This window comes from Erwinia sp. 2186 (assembly GCF_057812255.1).
Genome location: NZ_JBSZSZ010000002.1, coordinates 64,003 through 82,780 on the forward strand (window position 1 = coordinate 64,003; position 18,778 = coordinate 82,780).

The following is an 18,778-nucleotide window of genomic DNA, read 5'->3' on the forward strand; positions in this document are numbered from 1 at the left end:
AATGAGAGATAGACCGGAACACAACCGGTGCAAGTCCATAGCAACTCGTTTCTTTTCGCAGGTTGAGCCACCTCCGCGCTTCATCAGAAAACTGAAGGAACCTCCATTGAATCGAACTAATATTTTTTTTGGTGAATCGCATTCTGACTGGTTGCCTGTCAGAGGCGGAGAATCTGGTGATTTTGTTTTTCGACGTGGTGACGGGCATGCCTTCGCGAAAATCGCACCTGCTTCCCGCCGCGGTGAGCTCGCTGGAGAGCGTGACCGCCTCATTTGGCTCAAAGGTCGAGGTGTGGCTTGCCCCGAGGTGATCAACTGGCAGGAGGAACAGGAGGGTGCATGCTTGGTGATAACGGCAATTCCGGGAGTACCGGCGGCTGATCTGTCTGGAGCGGATTTGCTCAAAGCGTGGCCGTCAATGGGGCAGCAACTTGGCGCTGTTCACAGCCTATCGGTTGATCAATGTCCGTTTGAGCGCAGGCTGTCGCGAATGTTCGGACGCGCCGTTGATGTGGTGTCCCGCAATGCCGTCAATCCCGACTTCTTACCGGACGAGGACAAGAGTACGCCGCAGCTCGATCTTTTGGCTCGTGTCGAACGAGAGCTACCGGTGCGGCTCGACCAAGAGCGCACCGATATGGTTGTTTGCCATGGTGATCCCTGCATGCCGAACTTCATGGTGGACCCTAAAACTCTTCAATGCACGGGTCTGATCGACCTTGGGCGGCTCGGAACAGCAGATCGCTATGCCGATTTGGCACTCATGATTGCTAACGCCGAAGAGAACTGGGCAGCGCCAGATGAAGCAGAGCGCGCCTTCGCTGTCCTATTCAATGTATTGGGGATCGAAGCCCCCGACCGCGAACGCCTTGCCTTCTATCTGCGATTGGACCCTCTGACTTGGGGTTGATGTTCATGCCGCCTGTTTTTCCTGCTCATTGGCACGTTTCGCAACCTGTTCTCATTGCGGACACCTTTTCCAGCCTCGTTTGGAAAGTTTCATTGCCAGACGGGACTCCTGCAATCGTCAAGGGATTGAAACCTATAGAAGACATTGCTGATGAACTGCGCGGGGCCGACTATCTGGTATGGCGCAATGGGAGGGGAGCAGTCCGGTTGCTCGGTCGTGAGAACAATCTGATGTTGCTCGAATATGCCGGGGAGCGAATGCTCTCTCACATCGTTGCCGAGCACGGCGACTACCAGGCGACCGAAATTGCAGCGGAACTAATGGCGAAGCTGTATGCCGCATCTGAGGAACCCCTGCCTTCTGCCCTTCTCCCGATCCGGGATCGCTTTGCAGCTTTGTTTCAGCGGGCGCGCGATGATCAAAACGCAGGTTGTCAAACTGACTACGTCCACGCGGCGATTATAGCCGATCAAATGATGAGCAATGCCTCGGAACTGCGTGGGCTACATGGCGATCTGCATCATGAAAACATCATGTTCTCCAGTCGCGGCTGGCTGGTGATAGATCCCGTCGGTCTGGTCGGTGAAGTGGGCTTTGGCGCCGCCAATATGTTCTACGATCCGGCTGACAGAGACGACCTTTGTCTCGATCCTAGACGCATTGCACAGATGGCGGACGCATTCTCTCGTGCGCTGGACGTCGATCCGCGTCGCCTGCTCGACCAGGCGTACGCTTATGGGTGCCTTTCCGCAGCTTGGAACGCGGATGGAGAAGAGGAGCAACGCGATCTAGCTATCGCGGCCGCGATCAAGCAGGTGCGACAGACGTCATACTAGATATCAAGCGACTTCTCCTATCCCCTGGGAACACATCAATCTTACCGGAGAATATCGTTGGCCAAAGCCTTAGCGTAGGATTTCGCCCTCTCCCGCAAACGACCCCACCTTTGGGGTAAAAATCGGCGGCCATAACAGTGTCAGACCCTGAGCGTAACAGACCGCTTTCATAACGCGGCGTCCCGGAGGTGCTGCCGTGTACGGATTAGAAAAAAAAATGTAAAGCACATAAAAATCCCCCTTTAAATTATACTGGTTATATGAACAGTATTATTGAGTCAGGAATTTCTGGCAAGAGGAAGCGAAACGGTTATGGCTAAAGCTGTTGTCAGAGCGCTGGAATTTTACCGAAATGCTGAGCTATGGCCGCTTTATATGCTCTGCCACTGCAGCCGGATTAGCAGGGTATAAAAGGCTTTCTTTTTGAGCGCAGCACTTTTATGGCGGGAAGAGGCTTGACCATTCAGTCCGCTTTAAATTATATTTCCATTATTCTGGAAATATAGATTTGGTGATGATGTGGACATACAAAATGCTGCGGCTGCTCTCAGGGAACTGGGACACGTGACGCGACTGGGAATTTACCGTGAACTGGTGAAAGCCGGGCCAGAAGGACTGCCCGTGGGTGACATCCAGAAAAGACTGGCTATTCCTGCCTCCACGCTCAGCCATCATCTTTCAGCGCTGATGTCCGCTGGACTCATAAGCCAGGAACGGCAGAGTCGTACCTTGTTCTGCAGACCTTGCTATGCGCAGCTTGAGCAGCTGATGGCTTTTCTCACTGAAGAGTGCTGCGCCGGTGGCAGTAGCTGCAGCCTGTCTGCCGAGATTTCCCATAAAGAGACTCCATTGTGAATAACGTGAATGATGCCCTGAACAATATCGATCTGACACTCCTGGATACGCCCCTTTCGGAAGAGAAATTAAAGGCCGAAGAGGTGGCGCATCCGCCCCGCATACTGATGCTCTACGGTTCGCTTCGGGAGCGCTCTTACAGCCGACTCACCACGGAAGAGGCCGCACGGCTGCTGACGGCCATGGGCGCGGAGGTGAAGTTATTCAATCCGTCCGGCCTGCCGCTGCCGGATGATGCACCTGAGACGCATCCGAAGGTCGCAGAGCTGCGCGAGCTGGTACTCTGGTCTGAAGGGATGGTCTGGTGCTCTCCTGAGCGTCACGGTGCCATGACCGGCATCATGAAGACGCAGATTGACTGGATACCGCTGACGTCCGGGGCGGTCCGGCCCTCGCAGGGGAAAACCCTTGCTGTCATGCAGGTCAGCGGAGGCTCACAGTCTTTCAACGCCGTAAACCAGATGCGTATTCTTGGGCGCTGGATGCGGATGATCACTATCCCGAACCAGTCATCCGTTGCAAAAGCCTGGGCCGAGTTTGATGAGGACGGCCGCATGAAGCCTTCTCCGTATTATGACCGCATAGTGGACGTCATGGAGGAACTGATGAAGTTCACCCTGCTGACGCGCGGTCGTAATGGTTATCTCACCGACCGCTACAGCGAAAGGAAGGAGAGTGCTGCGCAGCTCTCTGAGCGGGTAAACCAGCGCAGCATATAAAAAAGCCGGCATCTGCCGGCTTTTTCACATTTTTCCTGTCACAGCCAAGGGAAACATCAGTGGCTGACGCGATTCCCTTGCTCATCAATGACTGCTTCGCCGTCCTCTTTGGTAAACGCTCCCTTCTGCGGGTCCGGCAGTATGTCCAGAACCACTTCGGAGGGGCGGCAGAGCTTCGTTCCCAGCGGCGTCACCACCACCGGACGATTAATGAGGATCGGATGAGCCAGCATCGCATCGAGCAGTTCTTCATCGCTGAACCGGTCTTCAGCCAGGCCGAGCTGCTCGTAGGGATCGGTATTTTTACGCAGCAGGGCACGCACGCTAATGCCCATGTCCGTAATCAGCTTTTTCAGCTCGTCGCGCGACGGCGGTGTTTCCAGATACAGAATCACCGTGGGCTCGGTGCCGCTGTTGCGGATAAGCGCCAGGGTATTGCGGGACGTCCCGCAGGCCGGATTGTGATAAATGGTAATGTCAGTCATGAGCGTTACTCCATAAAGGCGCTGCACAGGCACAGCTCCGGGGTTAAGGTTAAACAGACAGGCGCAAGGCCAGCGCAGCCAGCGTCACAAACAGTACCGGCAGGGTCATCACGATGCCCACGCGGAAGTAGTAGCCCCAGCTGACGGTAATGTTTTTCTGTGCCAGGACGTGCAGCCACAGCAGGGTAGCGAGGCTACCGATAGGGGTGATTTTCGGACCGAGGTCGCAGCCGATGATGTTGGCGTAAATCATCGCCTCCTTCACCACGCCCTGAGCGGTGCTGCCGTCAATGGAGAGCGCGCCAACCAGCACGGTAGGCATGTTGTTCATGACTGATGAAAGCGCCGCCGTCAGAAAGCCGGTGCCGAGCGTTGCGCCCCAGACGCCATGCTCTGCAAACCGGTTCAGGGCGGCAGAAAGGTAATCAGTTAGCCCGGCATTGCGTAGTCCGTATACCACCAGGTACATGCCCAGCGAGAAGATAACGATCTGCCAGGGCGCACCTTTCAGTACCTTTCCGGTATCAATCACATTGCCTTTCCGGGCTACCAGCCAGAGAATAAACGCCGCCACCGCGGCCACAAGGCTGACCGGCACGCCGAGTGGTTCGAGGGCAAAGAAGCCGATCAGCAGCAGGATGAGAACAATCCAGCCGGTTTTAAAGGTACGCGCATCGCGAATGGCCTCACGCGGCGCCTTCAGCTTCGCCAGGTCGTAAGTGTCCGGGATGTCCCTGCGGAAAAACAGGTGCAGCATCACCAGCGTGGCGGCCACGGACGCGATATTCACCGGCACCATCACCGAGGCATACTCGCTGAAACCCAGTTTAAAGAAGTCTGCCGTGACGATGTTGACCAGGTTTGACACGATGAGCGGCAGGCTGGAGGTATCGGCGATAAACCCGGCCGCCATCACAAACGCCAGCGTGGCCCCGGGGCTGAAGCCCAGCGCCAGCAGCATGGCGATAACGATCGGCGTCAGAATTAGCGCGGCTCCGTCATTGGCAAACAGCGCCGCCACTGCCGCACCCAGCAGAACGATATACGTGAACAGCAGCCGGCCCCTGCCGCCTCCCCAGCGGGAAACGTGCAGCGCGGCCCATTCAAAAAAGCCGGACTCATCGAGCAGCAGGCTGATAATGATGACCGCAATAAACGTGGCCGTGGCGTTCCAGACAATCTGCCAGACCACCGGAATATCCCCGATTTGTACTACGCCGGTCAGCAACGCCAGCGCGGCGCCGATAACGGCACTCCAGCCAATACTGAGTCCTTTCGGCTGCCAGATAACCAGTACCAGCGTCAGAATAAAAATCGCACCCGCCAGAAACATACCCTCTCCTTCTTAATTATAACTGCCCGTTGAAGCGGGCTGCTAACTGTACCCTGTAAATATATGCGTTTAATCGAATGTGTTTAGATAAAATTTTTACATGCAGACAGCTTTGCCGTTGGTGGTTGCGTTATCACGCTCAGCCTGCTGACTGAGATGAAGAATTTCATCCCGCTGACACAGATATGCCTGCTCAATGACCGCTGCTGCCCACGCAGGCATGTGTGGCGATAACCGGTAATGGATCCACTTGCCGTCGCGCCTGTCGATAAGCAGTCCACTCTCTCTGAGCAGGGCCAGGTGCCGCGATATTTTTGGCTGTGTTTCTTTCAGGATAGATACAAGCTCGCAGACGCAAAGCTCCCCTTTTTCGCGCAACAACAGCACCAGGCTGAGCCGGGTTTCGTCAGAAAGATTCTTAAAAAGTTGCAGGGGCAGAAGTGACGGCATAATTTCTCCTTCGTGGCGGACAGCAACAAGTCTCGTCTGCTGCAGACGAAAGGTCAACTTTATATTTATAAATTCATATATGTTTTGACGTGCTTACAGGCTTTTCAGTACAGCTTAATGAGGGAATAGCGGTTAAACGATATCACACAGATTTTAACGGCAGCACACTTTCAGCTGCCTTAATGGTCGGGCATGACGAAGTAACATCACAAAAAAAGCCTGTTTCTTTAGTGAACCGTTCTACTTATGGCAGAAAGCAGCATCAGTAAGAGTGTCTTCCGGCCAGATGACCTGCAGTGATAACCGGCACGATATCCTCAGGCTCTTCTGCCTGCTCCAGTTCGCGCAGAATACCGCAGTCCCGTGTTGCCCGGTTGGCATTGCAGTGGCTGTGGAGCTCAAATAGTTGTTTTTCCAGTATATTCAGTTCACGAATACGGGCCTGAACGTGGTTCAGATGTTCATTTATCAGGGCATTAACCGTACCGCAGTCTGCGTCTGGCTGGCTGCGCGCCTGCAGCAACACCCGGATTTCTTCATGGGTCATATCGAGCGCCCGGCAGCGCCGGATAAACATAAGCCTTTCGAGATGTGCGCTATCGTAATGGCGGTAGTTATTAGTCTGGTCCCGCAATGCGGCCTGCAGAAGCCCCTCTCGCTCATAATAACGTACCGTCTCTACAGGACATCCCGCCTGGCGGGCCAGTTCACCAATTTTCATATCACACCTCTTCTGAGCTTGACCCTGTAGTTACATCAGGGTCTTTAATGCCAGTATACGTTATGAACGGGATAAAAAAATGAGTGACTGCTGCAGTAATAAAAAATGTGGATCAGCCGCAACCGGAGAGGAGGCGTCTGTTAAAAATACCGCCACTGCCCCGACTGAGGCTTCAGGGAAAATGCCACCAAAAACGACTCAGACCACACCGGCCTGTTGCAGCACCGGGAGCTGCTGCTCAACGGACGGACTGAGCCAGATGTCCGAACCGGTTGCAGAGCTTCCCCGCAACGATGACGTTCAGACGCGTCTGCGCATCATGCAGATGGACTGCCCGACGGAGGAGACGCTCCTCCGAAAAAAACTGGCAAAATTACCTGCCGTCAGCAATCTTGAATTCAATCTGATACAGAGGGTGCTTACCGTGACCCATACACCGCAGGCGCTGGAACCGGTTCTGCAGGCGGTGCGCTCGCTGGGTTTTGACCCGGAACCGATTGATAAAGCAATGCAGCCTGAAGGCAGCTGCTGCTCAGGCCGTGAGGCGGAAAATACCGGCGGTTCCTGCTGCTCGCCTGCCCCTGTCACATTCGGTGAGCTGCAGACGCAGCAGGTGACCGCTGACGGGGTGCGTACCAGTATCAGGATCATGCAGATGGACTGCCCGGTTGAAGAGGGCATGATCCGTAAAAAGCTGGACGGCATGTCAGCCGTCAAGGAACTGGATTTCAATCTTATGCAGCGTGTACTGACGGTGGTTCACGCACCGGATACGCTGGAGCCGGTTCTGGCCGCCATTCGTTCTCTGGGCTTTGAACCTGAACTTCCTGACAGTAATGGCCGGCACGCGGTCACTGAGGAAAAGAAAAAACACTGGTGGCCGCTCGCGCTTGCCGGTGTGGCGGCAATCGCCGCCGAAGCCATGCACTGGGCGGGCATGCCGGAATGGCTGGAAGCGGCTCTTGCTCTGGCTGCCGTTGCGGCCTGTGGCCTGTCCACGTACAAAAAAGGCTGGATTGCTCTTCGCAACGGCAACCTGAATATCAACGCCCTGATGAGTATTGCCGTCACCGGGGCGCTGGCGCTCGGACAGTGGCCTGAAGCCGCCATGGTAATGGTGCTGTTCACGATTGCGGAACTGATTGAAGCGAAATCTCTTGATCGCGCCCGCAATGCCATCGGCTCTCTGATGAAGCTGACGCCTGAAACGGCCACGGTTCAGCAACCGGACGGCTCCTGGAAAGAAACTGAGGCCAGGTCTGTATCCCTTAACAGCGTGGTCAGGGTAAAACCGGGCGAGCGTATCGCTCTCGACGGCACGGTGGTCCGGGGCAGGACCGCCATTAATCAGGCACCTATTACCGGCGAAAGTCTGCCGGTGGATAAAGGGGAAGGTGACCCGGTCTTCGCCGGGACGGTCAACGGCTCCGGTGGCTTTGAGTACCGTGTAACGGCCGCTGCCGGAAATACCACGCTGGCGCGTATCATTCATGCCGTGGAGGAAGCGCAGGGGGCAAAAGCCCCTACGCAGCGCTTTGTTGATCGCTTTGCACAAATTTATACCCCTGTGGTGTTTGCTATTGCCGTCGCAGTTGCCGTTCTCCCACCGCTGATTGCAGGTGAAAGCTGGCAGGAGTGGATTTACAAGGCGCTGGTGATGCTGGTTATCGCCTGCCCCTGTGCGCTGGTCATTTCCACGCCAGTGACCATTGTCAGTGGCCTGACGGCAGCAGCCCGCCGGGGGATATTGATCAAGGGCGGCGTTTATCTTGAAGAAGGCCGAAAGCTGAAGTGGCTGGCGCTCGACAAGACCGGCACCCTGACGCACGGTAAGCCGGTACAGACGGATGTGATTATCTATACCGGGGTGGCAGAAGATGAGGGGCGCAGTCTGGCTGTGAGCCTGGCAGGTTACTCCGATCATCCGGTTTCGCAGGCTGTATCGGCGGCATCAGATGGCATTCAGCGTTATGAAGTGGAAAACTTTGAGGCTCTGCCAGGCCGCGGCGTGCGCGGCGTCATCAACGGTCAAACCTACAGTCTGGGCAATCTGAGGCTGGCTGAAGAAACGGTGCGCTGTCCGGAAGCGGTCAGGGCTGCACTAACGGAACTGGAGACTGGGGGTAAAACGGTCATCATGCTCTGTGACACTCATCAGGTGCTAGGGCTGTTTGCGGTGGCTGATACGGTGAAGGAAAGCAGCCGCGAGGCGATAAGTCAGTTGCATAGTCTGGGTGTTAAAACGCTCATGCTGACCGGAGACAATGCGCACACTGCGCAGGCCATTGCCGGTCAGGTTGGTATCGATGAGGCGCGGGGGGATCAACTGCCGGAAGATAAACTGCGTGCTGTAGAAACATTTACGGCGCAGGGCACGACCGGCATGGTGGGCGACGGCATCAATGATGCACCGGCGCTGGCCCGCGCCGATATCGGCTTTGCCATGGGTGCAATGGGCACGGATACCGCCATCGAGACTGCCGATGTGGCCCTCATGGATGATGATTTGCGTAAAATTCCGGCTTTTGTCCGACTCTCCCGGCAGACGTATAACATTCTGGTTCAGAATATCGTTATGGCTATTGGGATCAAGGCAGTGTTCCTGGCCCTGACCATTGCAGGTATGGGGACCATGTGGATGGCGGTATTCGCGGATGTGGGAGCAAGCCTGCTTGTTGTAGCAAACGGCCTGCGCCTGTTGCGTAATTAGCAGGGCTGCTGCCTATCGGATTAGGGCGGGCAGTGACAGGAGACGTAGTTGGCTTATATTGTCTGCGTTATGCTACCAAGGTCGGCTCTGAAAAAGAGAGGGACAGCATCACTGACACCGCTCTTTTCATAATGGCCATAGTGCAGTTTTGATACCTATCCTGATATAAAGGCCCTCTCTGACAGAGGGCCTTTTGATATCATAATATCCTTGCTTTATGCCTACGCAGCCAGATTAATTTGTAGGCAGCAGGAATAATGAACAGTGATAGAAGCGGAGCTGTGATCATCCCCCCAATCATGGGTGCTGCAATCCGACTCATGACTTCTGAGCCTGCTCCCGTTCCCCAGAGAATGGGTAGCAGACCCGCAATGATCACTGCCACGGTCATGGCTTTTGGCCGGACACGCAGAACTGCACCATGGTAGAGGGCTTCATCAAGACTTTCAGATGTGAATGTCTCGCGGTGGGACAATTCCGGGTGTGCTTCAATGGCATGACGCAGATACATCAGCATGACCACTCCAAATTCTGCCGCCACCCCAGCCAGGGCGATAAATCCGGTTCCGGTCGCCACAGACATGTGGAAGTCCTGCCAGTAGAGGAACCATATTCCTCCGACCAGGGCAAACGGAAGACTCATCAGGATCAGCAGGGCTTCATCAGCCCGGCGGAAGGCGAGGTATAACAGAATGAAAATGATCATCACCGTCATCGGTACCATCAGTTTCAGTTTCTTGTTGGCGTGCTCAAGTAACTCAAATTGACCGGAGAATGACACACTGGTACCCGGTCTAAGTTTCACTTTCTGGCTGATGGCCGTCTTAATATCGTTTACCACCGAAACCATATCCCTGCCGCGCGCATCAATATAAATCCAGCTGGCAGGTCGGGCATTTTCCGTTTTCAGCATGGTTGGTCCGGAAACGACCTTAACGTCAGTCACATCCCCCAGCGTGATTTGCTGCTTCATCGGTGTCAGGATCGGCATCTGTTTCAGCGCCTGCGGACTGTTCCGGTAATCCTGCGGGTAGCGGATATTAATCGGATACCGGGCCACGCCCTCAACCGTTTCCCCAACCGTCGCGCCGCCGATAGCTGAGGAGACGAACAGCTGGACATCACCCACCGTCATCCCGTAGCGGGAGGCTTTTTCACGGTTAATATCGATGTCAATGTAGCGCCCACCCTCCAGTCGCTCAGCCAGAGCAGATACCACGCCCGGCACGGTTTTGGCTACCGCCTCAATGCTCTGCGCCGTTGCATCGATATCGGACAGAACAGTACCTGACACCTTGATACCTATCGGACTTTTGATCCCGGTTGAGAGCATATCAATACGGTTACGGATGGGGGGCACCCAGAGGTTAGCCAGTCCGGGTAAACGGACCGTTTTATCGAGTTCGTCAATAATCTTGTCAATCGTCATGCCGGGCCGCCACTGATCCTCTGGTTTGAGCTGGATCGTGGTTTCCATCATTTCGAGCGGCGCGGAATCCGTCGCGGTCTCGGCCTTCCCGGTCTTGCCAAAAACAGAAGCTACTTCAGGTACGGTTTTGATGAGCTTATCCGTGGTCTGTAAGATCGCAGCGGCCTCTGCCGGCGATACGCCCGGCAATGTTGAGGGCATATACAACAGGTCGCCCTCGTTTATCTTCGGCAGAAACTCGCCGCCCACCTGACTCAGGGGCCAGATAACCGTGAAGATGGATAAGGTCGCAACCAGCAGGGTTGTTTTTGGCCAGTGAAGTACCCGCAGCAGCAAAGGATGATACGCTTTGATCAGCAGCCGGTTCAGAGGATTGCTGGTCTCGGCAGGAATCTTCCCCCGGATCCAGAATCCCATCAGAATCGGGATGACGATGATGGCCAGCGCGGCCGCGCCCGCCATGGAGTAGGTTTTCGTAAAGGCCAGTGGACCAAACAGACGACCTTCCTGTCCTTCCAGGGTAAAAATAGGAATAAAGGACAGGGTAATGATCAGCAGACTGATAAACAGCGCAGGTCCCACTTCAACGGAGGCATCGGTGATAACCTTCCAGCGGGTTGCGTTGTCAATCTGCTCATCCGGATGCTGATGATCCCACTCTTCCAGCCGTTTATGCGCATTTTCAATCATCACGATGGCGGCATCCACCATCGCCCCTACCGCAATGGCGATCCCTCCCAGCGACATTATATTGGCGTTCAGCCCCTGGACATGCATGACAATAAAGGCGATACACAGACCAAGGGGCAGAGAAATAATCGCCACCAGGGCAGAACGAACATGCCACAGAAACAGGGCGCAGACGATGGCCACCACGATAAACTCTTCCAGGAGTTTGTAGCTGAGGTTGTCAATGGCCCGGTCAATTAACTGGCTGCGATCGTAGGTAGTCACAATATCAACGCCCTCAGGCAAACTTGCCTTCAGGGTCTCCAGTTTATCTTTCACTGCAGTGATAACGTCGCGCGCATTTTTACCCGACCGCAGGATCACGACGCCGCCGGCGACTTCTCCCTGACCGTTAAGCTCTGCTATACCACGCCGCATTTCAGGCCCGGTCTGCACGCGGGCCACGTCCCGCAGATAAATCGGTACACCGTTTTCTCCGGTTTTCAGGACGATGTTATTGAAATCGTCTATGGACTGGAGGTAACCGCTGGCCCGGACCATGTACTCCGCTTCGGCGATTTCAACGGATGAGCCACCGGCTTCCTGGTTAGATGACTCAAGGGCCTGTTTTATTTCAGGCAGGCTGATGCCGTACTGGGTCTGTTTCTCCGGGTTAACCTGAATTTGGTACTGCTTGACCACGCCGCCTACTGATGCAACTTCCGCGACATTAGGGATAGTTTTCAGTTCAAATTTCAGGAACCAGTCCTGCAGGGAGCGCAGTTCGGAAAGGTCATGTTTTCCGCTGTGATCAACCAGAGCATATTCAAATATCCAGCCCACACCTGTGGCATCAGGCCCTATTTCCGAGCTTACACCGGCAGGCAGTTTCCCCTGAACCTGATTAAGGTATTCCAGCACACGTGAGCGGGCCCAGTACAGATCGGTCCCGTCCTCAAAAATGACATACACATAGGAATCGCCGAACTGGGAAAAACCGCGCACGGTCTTGGCTCCGGGTACCGACAGCATGGTGGTCGTGAGCGGATATGTAACCTGGTTTTCAACAATCTGCGGAGCCTGACCAGGATAGCTGGTCTTGATAATTACCTGTACATCGGACAGATCGGGTAGCGCATCCACAGGGGTGTTGATGATAGTCCAGGTGCCCCAGACACTAAGAAACAGAGCGGCCATCATAACGAGGAAACGGTTGGCAACCGATCGCCGTATAATCCATTCAATCATCATCGTCTCCTCAATGACCGGAATGTGTATTTGCAGACGGAGCGGACATTGGCGGCATTGTGCCGTCCGTTGTTTCCGGATGACGCATACGTTCCAGTGCGCCCGTAATGTTGGCTTCGGAGTCAATCAGGAACATGCCGCTGACTACCACCATATCGCCTTCATTGAGGCCGGTGCCGATACCGGACTGTTGCTGAGATTCGTGGAGAACGTGGACCCTTTTTGGCACAAACCGACCTTCTGCATCGACAGTGATCACGCGCTGTTCTTTACCGGTGTCAATAACGGCCTGCGATGGGATCAGCAACATTTCCTGGCTCCGGGTATTCAGTTTCAGATAGGCATTCATGCCCGGTTTAAGGCGTTCGTCCTTGTTTGATACCTGCAGACGTACCTGCAGAGTCCGGGTGGTTTGATCGACGCTGGGAAGAATGTTCCATTTTTCTACATGGAACGATTTATCCGGATAGGCCGGTACTGAAATTTCAAATTGAGAGGTGTCTTTCAGGAGATAGGCGATGGATTCGGGTACTGCCGCACTGATCCAGACCGGATCCATCCCCTGAATCTGTGCCACTACTTTATCTTTTGAGATATTCATACCAGTGCGCAGGTCAAACGCCGTAATGACACCATCTATCGGTGCCTTAATGGTAAACCGGGTCTGAATACTCCGGGTTGACCGCAGTTTCTGGATATCCTTTTCCGGCATTCCGGCCAGACGAAGTCGTTCAAGCACACCTTTAATTTGCGTTGGCGTCCCTCCGGTGCCAGATAACAGGAGAAACTCACTTTGTGCTTCCACCCATTCCGGAATGGTAATATCGATAAGCGGTGTACCTTCCTTCACATGATCGCCAATCGTCAGGGGATACACTTTTTCGACGAAACCGTCAGAGCGAGCCTGCACAATGACAAACTGATACTCGTTGTAACTAACATTGGCCGGTATTGTCTGAGAATAATTCAGCATTCCGCGTGTGACTTTTTGCGTTTTTAATCCCAGGTTCTGAACCAGCGTTGGATCAATACGGATCCCATCGCTTATTTTCTCGCCGCTTTCATCTGCATATTTTGGCACCAGGTCCATGTCCATAAAGGGTGATTTTCCGGGTTTATCAAATTTCGTATCCGGTTTCATCGGGTCATACCAGAAAAGTATCTTTCGCTCCGGTGCCTTTTGTTCCGTTTGTACTGTTTTTTGTTCCGGGTTTACATACTGCAAGGCAGTAACGGATATCAGCCCTCCTGCTATCAGGCTGCTGATAATTATTGCAGCATATTTTATCTTTAAAGAGGCCATACAATTTCTCGCTGAAAAATCAAAACACCTGGCATATGCGTCTGATCATTAATTCACAGAAATATCTTTATAAGTGTTCAGGCCCACTGGATATATTCGCTCCGGGCTGTCAGTCAGGATTGGATAACGTTAATGCTTTTGAGTAAGGCGATATTGCCCTGCTGAATAAACGAGAAATCTACGTGGTTACCGGTTTTCAGGGCATTAATGGTGTCGTCTGCATTCACAAAGGTGAAGCGCATGGTCATTGCAGGCCAGCCCACCGCAGGGATAGCTCCGTGCGAAATGGTGATTTTTTTACTTTTTATATCAATGTCTTTAACGACACCGTTGCCATAAATAATTTGCTGTGTCGAAGCATCACTGGCAGCATTCATATCACCATGGTGATGTGTTTCAGCATGAAGACTGGCAGAAAACATGACAGAGAAGGCGCCAAATAAAACGGCTTTAAATGAATTACGCATTTTTTTATTTCCTGATTAATAAAATGAATTTACTCAATCCAGCCGCCACCCAGTGCGGTGAACAGATTGATTTCGTTAACCTGTCGGGAATATGTAAGATCGAGAATGGTTTGCTGTGTCGTGAACAGGGAGCGTTCTGCATCCAGCACTTCAATGTAGCTGACAGCACCACTTGAATATAATCCTCTGGCACGCTGGAGGGTTATCTGCAGTGAATCGAGATAATGCTGCTGTGCCTCAAGTTGCTGGCTAAGGCTGTCCCGCAGCGCAAGCGTATCGGATACATCCTTAAAGGCGGACTGAATTTTTTGTTCGTAGTTAACCACCGACTGTTGCTGGCGAATTTCAGCCAGTTTCAGATTGGCTTTGTTCCTGCCGGCATTAAAAACAGGAATTTCAATTTTGGGAATAAAATTCCACATTCCGCTTCCTGACGTAAAGAGGCTGGACAGCTCTGTACTGCTTGCGGAAAGACTACTGGTCAGGGTAATGGATGGGAAAAAGGCCGCTCGCGCTGCGCCAATATTGGCATCAGCCGCTTTGAGCTGGTATTCAGCTTCCATGATATCCGGGCGCTGCAGCAAAATTTGTGACGACAGGTTTGGTGGCAGTTTTACTGGTGCGATCTCACCACCTTTCATCGTTTTTTCTGACGGAAGTGCGTGGTAGGTTCCCAGCAGCAGTTGCAGGGCATTGTTTGCCTGCGCCAGATCGCCTTCTCGTTTGGCTATCTCAGCGCGGGTACTTTCGATTTGTCCCCTGGCCTGTTCAAGCGCCAGAACGTTCGTACTCCCGGTCACCAGCTGTTGCTCAACGAAAGCATAAGACTGTTGATAATTTTTCAGCGTTTCCCGCGCAATACGGAGTTGTTCGGACGCCAGTTGCTGGCTGAAATAGCTCTGTGAAACGTTCGATATCAGCAGGATGTGTACGGCACGACGGGCTTCTTCGCTGGCAAAAAAGTTCTGGCGGTCAGCTTCACTCATGTTCTTAAGCTTGCCGAAAAAATCGAACTCATAGCTGAGCTCCAGACCCGCGTCGTACTCCTGTGCGGTCGGCTTGTCACCTTTCAGACTACTGCGGTAGGTGATCGCGGATGAGGCATTCAACTGGGGATAACGATCTGCATCCGTGACGTTGAACTGGGCCCGGGCCTCTTCAACCTTCAGGGCGGCCATTCTCAAATCACGGTTGTTTGTCAGGGCTTCACCGATCAGCCGGGTAACCTGGGGATCGACAAAAAAATTACGCCAGCCCGTATCCTGATAGCCATTTACCGCTGGCGTCAGGCTGTTGCGTGACAGAGAAAACTGCTGTGGTACTGGCGCTGCCGGCCGCTGATACTCAGGTGCCAGTGAAACGCAGCCTGTCAGTATAAAAATCATGCTGATGCTTAATAGTTTTAATTTGAACATAACGCTTCTCTTCCAGGCAGGCCTGGTAAATGGTTCAAATGAAGTCCAGAGTATTGATAGGGGGATTTTACAGAATGCTCTCTGTTTGCCAGGTGACTGGATAATGACAATGCTGTCATTTTTAACGTAAGTCGTTGATTACATGCTTAGGCTAAATAGAATGAATGGCATGAGTAGTCAGCCAGGGGAGCAAGATGAAAATACTGATCGTTGAAGATGAAGTAAAAACTGGAGAGTACCTCAGTAAAGGGCTTACTGAGGCGGGATTTGTAGTTGATCACGCTGATAATGGTCTGACCGGATATCATCTCGCCATAACAGCCGAATATGATTTACTGATTCTGGATATCATGCTCCCGGATGTAAACGGCTGGGATATTATTCGTATGCTTCGTGCCGCAGGTAAAGGTATGCCTGTTTTGCTGCTTACGGCTCTCGGCACCATTGAGCACCGGGTTAAAGGACTTGAGCTGGGCGCGGACGATTACCTGATTAAACCATTTGCGTTTGCTGAGCTTCTTGCCCGGGTCAGGACACTTTTACGACGGGGTAACACAGTCATCACGGAAAGCCAGTTTAAGGTGGCTGATCTGATGGTAGACCTCGTTTCAAGGAAGGTTAGCCGCGCAGGGAAACGTATTTTGCTGACGAGTAAGGAGTTCTCCCTGCTGGAATTCTTCATTCGTCATCAGGGAGAGGTGCTGCCCCGTTCGCTGATTGCATCGCAGGTCTGGGATATGAACTTTGACAGCGATACTAATGCTATAGATGTGGCAGTAAAACGCCTCAGGGCAAAGGTAGACAACGATTATGAGCCTAAGCTGATCCAGACGGTCCGCGGCGTGGGATATATCCTGGAGGTTCCGGATGCGTTTTAATTTCTCAGGGCGCCCTTACTCTCTCGCACTGAGACTGACCTTCTTTATCAGCCTGTCCACCATAATTGCGTTTTTTGCTTTTACCTGGTTTATGCTGCATTCCGTTGAAAAACACTTTGCAGAGCAGGATGTCCGGGATCTGAAACAAATCAGTATCACGATGAACAGAATACTGCAGACACCTGTAGCTCCGGACCAAAAAAAAATAAGTAAAATCAAAGAATCCATCTCAGATTACCGCAACGTCGCTGTTCTTATTTTGACTGATGGGGGTGACGTGTTGTTCAGCTCACCACAAGGGGCGACGTTACGCTCTGCGGTCAATGCATCAAACTTTACCGCGCATAGTCGGGCCAGAGAAATATTCCTCTGGACAGTGAAAGAGCCAGCTTTACTTATGCGCAACGGCTCTGACATGAAAATGCAGACTTACAGAATCGTTGCATCTTCAGGCAAAGCAACGCTTAACGGAAAACCACAGACGTATCAGATGATAATTGGGCTCTCGATTGACTTTCATCTTCATTACCTGGAAGCACTAAAAAAGAATTTAATTGCCATTGCCTTCGTAATCAGTCTGTTGATTATTTTCATTATCCGCATAGCGGTTCGGCAGGGACATCTTCCTCTCCGCAACGTCAGCAAGGCCATTAAAAATATTACCTCGGAGAACCTGGATGTGAGACTGGAACCGTCCAAAGTTCCCATCGAGCTGGAGCAACTGGTGATATCGTTTAACCATATGATTGAAAAGATTGAGGATGTATTTACGCGACAGGCAAATTTCTCTGCTGATATCGCCCATGAAATCAGAACGCCCATAACCAATCTGGTTACACAGACTGAAATCGCGCTAAGTCAGCACAGAACGCAGAAAGAGCTGGAGGATGTGTTGTATTCCAGCCTGGAAGAGTATAACAGAATGACAAAAATGGTCAGCGATATGCTTTTTCTGGCACAGGCTGATAATAATCAATTGATCCCCGAACGGATAATGTTTGATCTCCGCACAGAAGTGGTCAAGGTGTTTGATTTTTTCGAAGCCTGGGCAGAAGAACTCAATGTTTCTCTGCAGTTAAACGGGTCGTGCTGCCTAATTAAAGGAGACCCACTTATGTACCGAAGGGCATTAAATAATCTTCTTTCTAACGCTCTGCGTTATACGCAGTCAGGGAAGACAGTGACTGTAACCATTGCGGGGAATGAGAATAGCGTTCAGCTTATAGTTGAAAATCCAGGGAAACCGATACCTGCAGAACACCTGCCACGTTTGTTTGATCGGTTTTATCGCGTCGATCCATCGCGGCAAAGAAAGGGAGAAGGCAGTGGGATTGGTCTGGCGATTGTAAAGTCAATCGTAAACGCTCATCACGGGAAACTGTGGGTCGAATCAGATACAGTTTCGACACGATTCATTTTGCTATTACCCAGAATGGCTGCATAGTGTCCCGAATGTCTCCAGTTTTTCGACGAATAATAAATATATTACAGAGATGTCATTAAGCTGTCATGCCTTCAACAGAATTAAGCAGGTAGAATCGTCCTCACTAAGCAGGCGGAACAGTCTTTATGGATCAATATCAGCGGAATACAGGCGCTGAGTTACGTATATTATCTTTTTTAAAATGAAATCAGTCTGGCTTGTGAGTTCTTTAGTTGATGACATCGTTGACAGTCCGTTATTTATTTCATTATCAATGGGGACCTTATTATGAAAAGTTTAATCTTCGCTTCCTTTGTCGGACTTAGCTTAATTCCTTCAGCCTGGGCCGATGGAAACATTAACATTCATGAGCATGTTAATAATGCCCAGGCGGCAGCGCACCAACAACCGTCTTCATCCGTTCCTGAATTTGTCAGGGGAGAAGTATCACAAATGAAGAGTATGGATCAGCATGAACAGGCCCTTATCGTTCATAATTCCATGAAAAATAGTGCTTCTGATGCTCATCAGAAAATGGCGAAGAACCATCAGAAGATGTCAGATGAGATGGCCGGCATGAAATCAAGTACCGCGCCATCTTTTGCAGAAATGGATGAACATGAAAGGGCCGCCGTTGTCCACGAAAATATGAGTAACGGCCAGTCAGAAGCACACCAGTCAATGGCTGCAATACATCGCGGCATGAAGTAAAACTGACGGAAGCGGGTTGCTATATCAGTCCTTAATGTTTTATTCAGATGCAGAAATCCTTACCTTACAGATACGAACCATTTATTCAAATCAGCCCCTGCCTGGGGCTTTTTTGCAACGCTTATAAACACCCGGCATTTTTATGATATTTATTTTTTTGTTTCCTGCTGCAACTGGAGGCTTTATCGCTTTGAACTAATGCTGAGGAATTTTGTT

16 protein-coding genes are annotated in these 18,778 nt (G+C 52.1%); 8 read left to right on the forward strand and 8 right to left on the reverse strand.

Features of this window, described 5'->3' with window-relative positions:
- The first annotated feature begins 106 nt into the window (after positions 1 to 106).
- From aph(3'')-Ib to arsH, 4 genes are all read left to right on the forward strand, one after another.
- The gene (gene aph(3'')-Ib, locus ACXKZG_RS23890; protein WP_001082319.1) at positions 107 to 910 is read left to right on the forward strand and encodes an aminoglycoside O-phosphotransferase APH(3'')-Ib; all 804 of its coding nucleotides are present in this window, start codon (positions 107 to 109) and stop codon (positions 908 to 910) included.
- Positions 910 to 1,746 (forward strand): aminoglycoside O-phosphotransferase APH(6)-Id, encoded by an 837-nt coding sequence (locus ACXKZG_RS23895; protein WP_000480968.1) that lies wholly within the window; start codon positions 910 to 912, stop codon positions 1,744 to 1,746. The genes aph(3'')-Ib and ACXKZG_RS23895 overlap by 1 nt, the downstream gene beginning before the upstream one ends.
- Positions 1,747 to 2,265: 519 nt before the next feature.
- Positions 2,266 to 2,601 (forward strand): ArsR/SmtB family transcription factor, encoded by a 336-nt coding sequence (locus tag ACXKZG_RS23900; protein WP_039389876.1) that lies wholly within the window; start codon positions 2,266 to 2,268, stop codon positions 2,599 to 2,601.
- Positions 2,598 to 3,320 (forward strand): arsenical resistance protein ArsH, encoded by a 723-nt coding sequence (gene arsH / locus ACXKZG_RS23905; protein WP_061716754.1) that lies wholly within the window; start codon positions 2,598 to 2,600, stop codon positions 3,318 to 3,320. The genes ACXKZG_RS23900 and arsH overlap by 4 nt, the downstream gene beginning before the upstream one ends.
- A gap of 56 nt (positions 3,321 to 3,376) precedes the next feature.
- On the opposite strand, the gene arsC is transcribed toward arsH, so the two are convergent.
- The 4 genes from arsC to cadR form a co-directional block, all read right to left on the reverse strand.
- On the reverse strand, positions 3,377 to 3,805 hold the full coding sequence (arsC, locus tag ACXKZG_RS23910; protein ID WP_039389871.1) for a glutaredoxin-dependent arsenate reductase: 429 nt from the start codon (positions 3,803 to 3,805) through the stop codon (positions 3,377 to 3,379).
- 49 nt (positions 3,806 to 3,854) lie between these two features.
- A complete protein-coding gene (locus ACXKZG_RS23915) occupies positions 3,855 to 5,138 on the reverse strand; it encodes an arsenic transporter (protein ID WP_006785992.1) in 1,284 nt (427 codons plus the stop codon).
- A gap of 96 nt (positions 5,139 to 5,234) precedes the next feature.
- Positions 5,235 to 5,588: a metalloregulator ArsR/SmtB family transcription factor gene (locus ACXKZG_RS23920; RefSeq protein WP_006785991.1), complete on the reverse strand. Its 354-nt coding sequence runs from the start codon at positions 5,586 to 5,588 to the stop codon at positions 5,235 to 5,237.
- Between the two features lie 262 nt (positions 5,589 to 5,850).
- A complete protein-coding gene (gene cadR / locus ACXKZG_RS23925; protein WP_192073433.1) occupies positions 5,851 to 6,309 on the reverse strand; it encodes a Cd(II)/Pb(II)-responsive transcriptional regulator in 459 nt (152 codons plus the stop codon).
- 259 nt (positions 6,310 to 6,568) lie between these two features.
- Here cadR and ACXKZG_RS23930 point away from each other — a divergent pair, with 259 nt between their 5' ends.
- Positions 6,569 to 9,019 (forward strand): heavy metal translocating P-type ATPase, encoded by a 2,451-nt coding sequence (locus ACXKZG_RS23930; RefSeq protein WP_061704436.1) that lies wholly within the window; start codon positions 6,569 to 6,571, stop codon positions 9,017 to 9,019.
- A 199-nt stretch (positions 9,020 to 9,218) separates the two neighbouring features.
- On the opposite strand, the gene silA is transcribed toward ACXKZG_RS23930, so the two are convergent.
- The 4 genes from silA to silC all read right to left on the reverse strand — a co-directional run bounded on the left by silA (position 9,219) and on the right by silC (position 15,550).
- Positions 9,219 to 12,365: a Cu(+)/Ag(+) efflux RND transporter permease subunit SilA gene (gene silA, locus ACXKZG_RS23935; protein ID WP_192073441.1), complete on the reverse strand. Its 3,147-nt coding sequence runs from the start codon at positions 12,363 to 12,365 to the stop codon at positions 9,219 to 9,221.
- 10 nt (positions 12,366 to 12,375) lie between these two features.
- Positions 12,376 to 13,668, reverse strand: a complete 1,293-nt coding sequence (locus ACXKZG_RS23940; RefSeq protein WP_192073432.1) for an efflux RND transporter periplasmic adaptor subunit — start codon at positions 13,666 to 13,668, stop codon at positions 12,376 to 12,378.
- 113 nt (positions 13,669 to 13,781) lie between these two features.
- A complete protein-coding gene (cusF, locus tag ACXKZG_RS23945) occupies positions 13,782 to 14,135 on the reverse strand; it encodes a cation efflux system protein CusF (RefSeq protein WP_192073431.1) in 354 nt (117 codons plus the stop codon).
- Between the two features lie 29 nt (positions 14,136 to 14,164).
- Positions 14,165 to 15,550, reverse strand: coding sequence for a Cu(+)/Ag(+) efflux RND transporter outer membrane channel SilC (silC, locus tag ACXKZG_RS23950; protein WP_192073430.1), 1,386 nt, complete (start codon positions 15,548 to 15,550; stop codon positions 14,165 to 14,167).
- Between the two features lie 194 nt (positions 15,551 to 15,744).
- On the opposite strand from silC, the gene ACXKZG_RS23955 reads away from it, so the two are divergent.
- From ACXKZG_RS23955 to ACXKZG_RS23965, 3 genes are all read left to right on the forward strand, one after another.
- Positions 15,745 to 16,428, forward strand: a complete 684-nt coding sequence (locus ACXKZG_RS23955; protein WP_133846927.1) for a copper/silver response regulator transcription factor — start codon at positions 15,745 to 15,747, stop codon at positions 16,426 to 16,428.
- Entirely contained in the window at positions 16,418 to 17,872 is a 1,455-nt protein-coding gene (locus tag ACXKZG_RS23960; protein WP_192073429.1) for a Cu(+)/Ag(+) sensor histidine kinase, read from the forward strand. Before ACXKZG_RS23955 ends, ACXKZG_RS23960 begins: the two co-directional genes overlap by 11 nt.
- 267 nt (positions 17,873 to 18,139) lie before the next feature.
- Positions 18,140 to 18,562 (forward strand): copper-binding protein, encoded by a 423-nt coding sequence (locus tag ACXKZG_RS23965; RefSeq protein ID WP_192073428.1) that lies wholly within the window; start codon positions 18,140 to 18,142, stop codon positions 18,560 to 18,562.
- Positions 18,563 to 18,778: the final 216 nt, after the last annotated feature.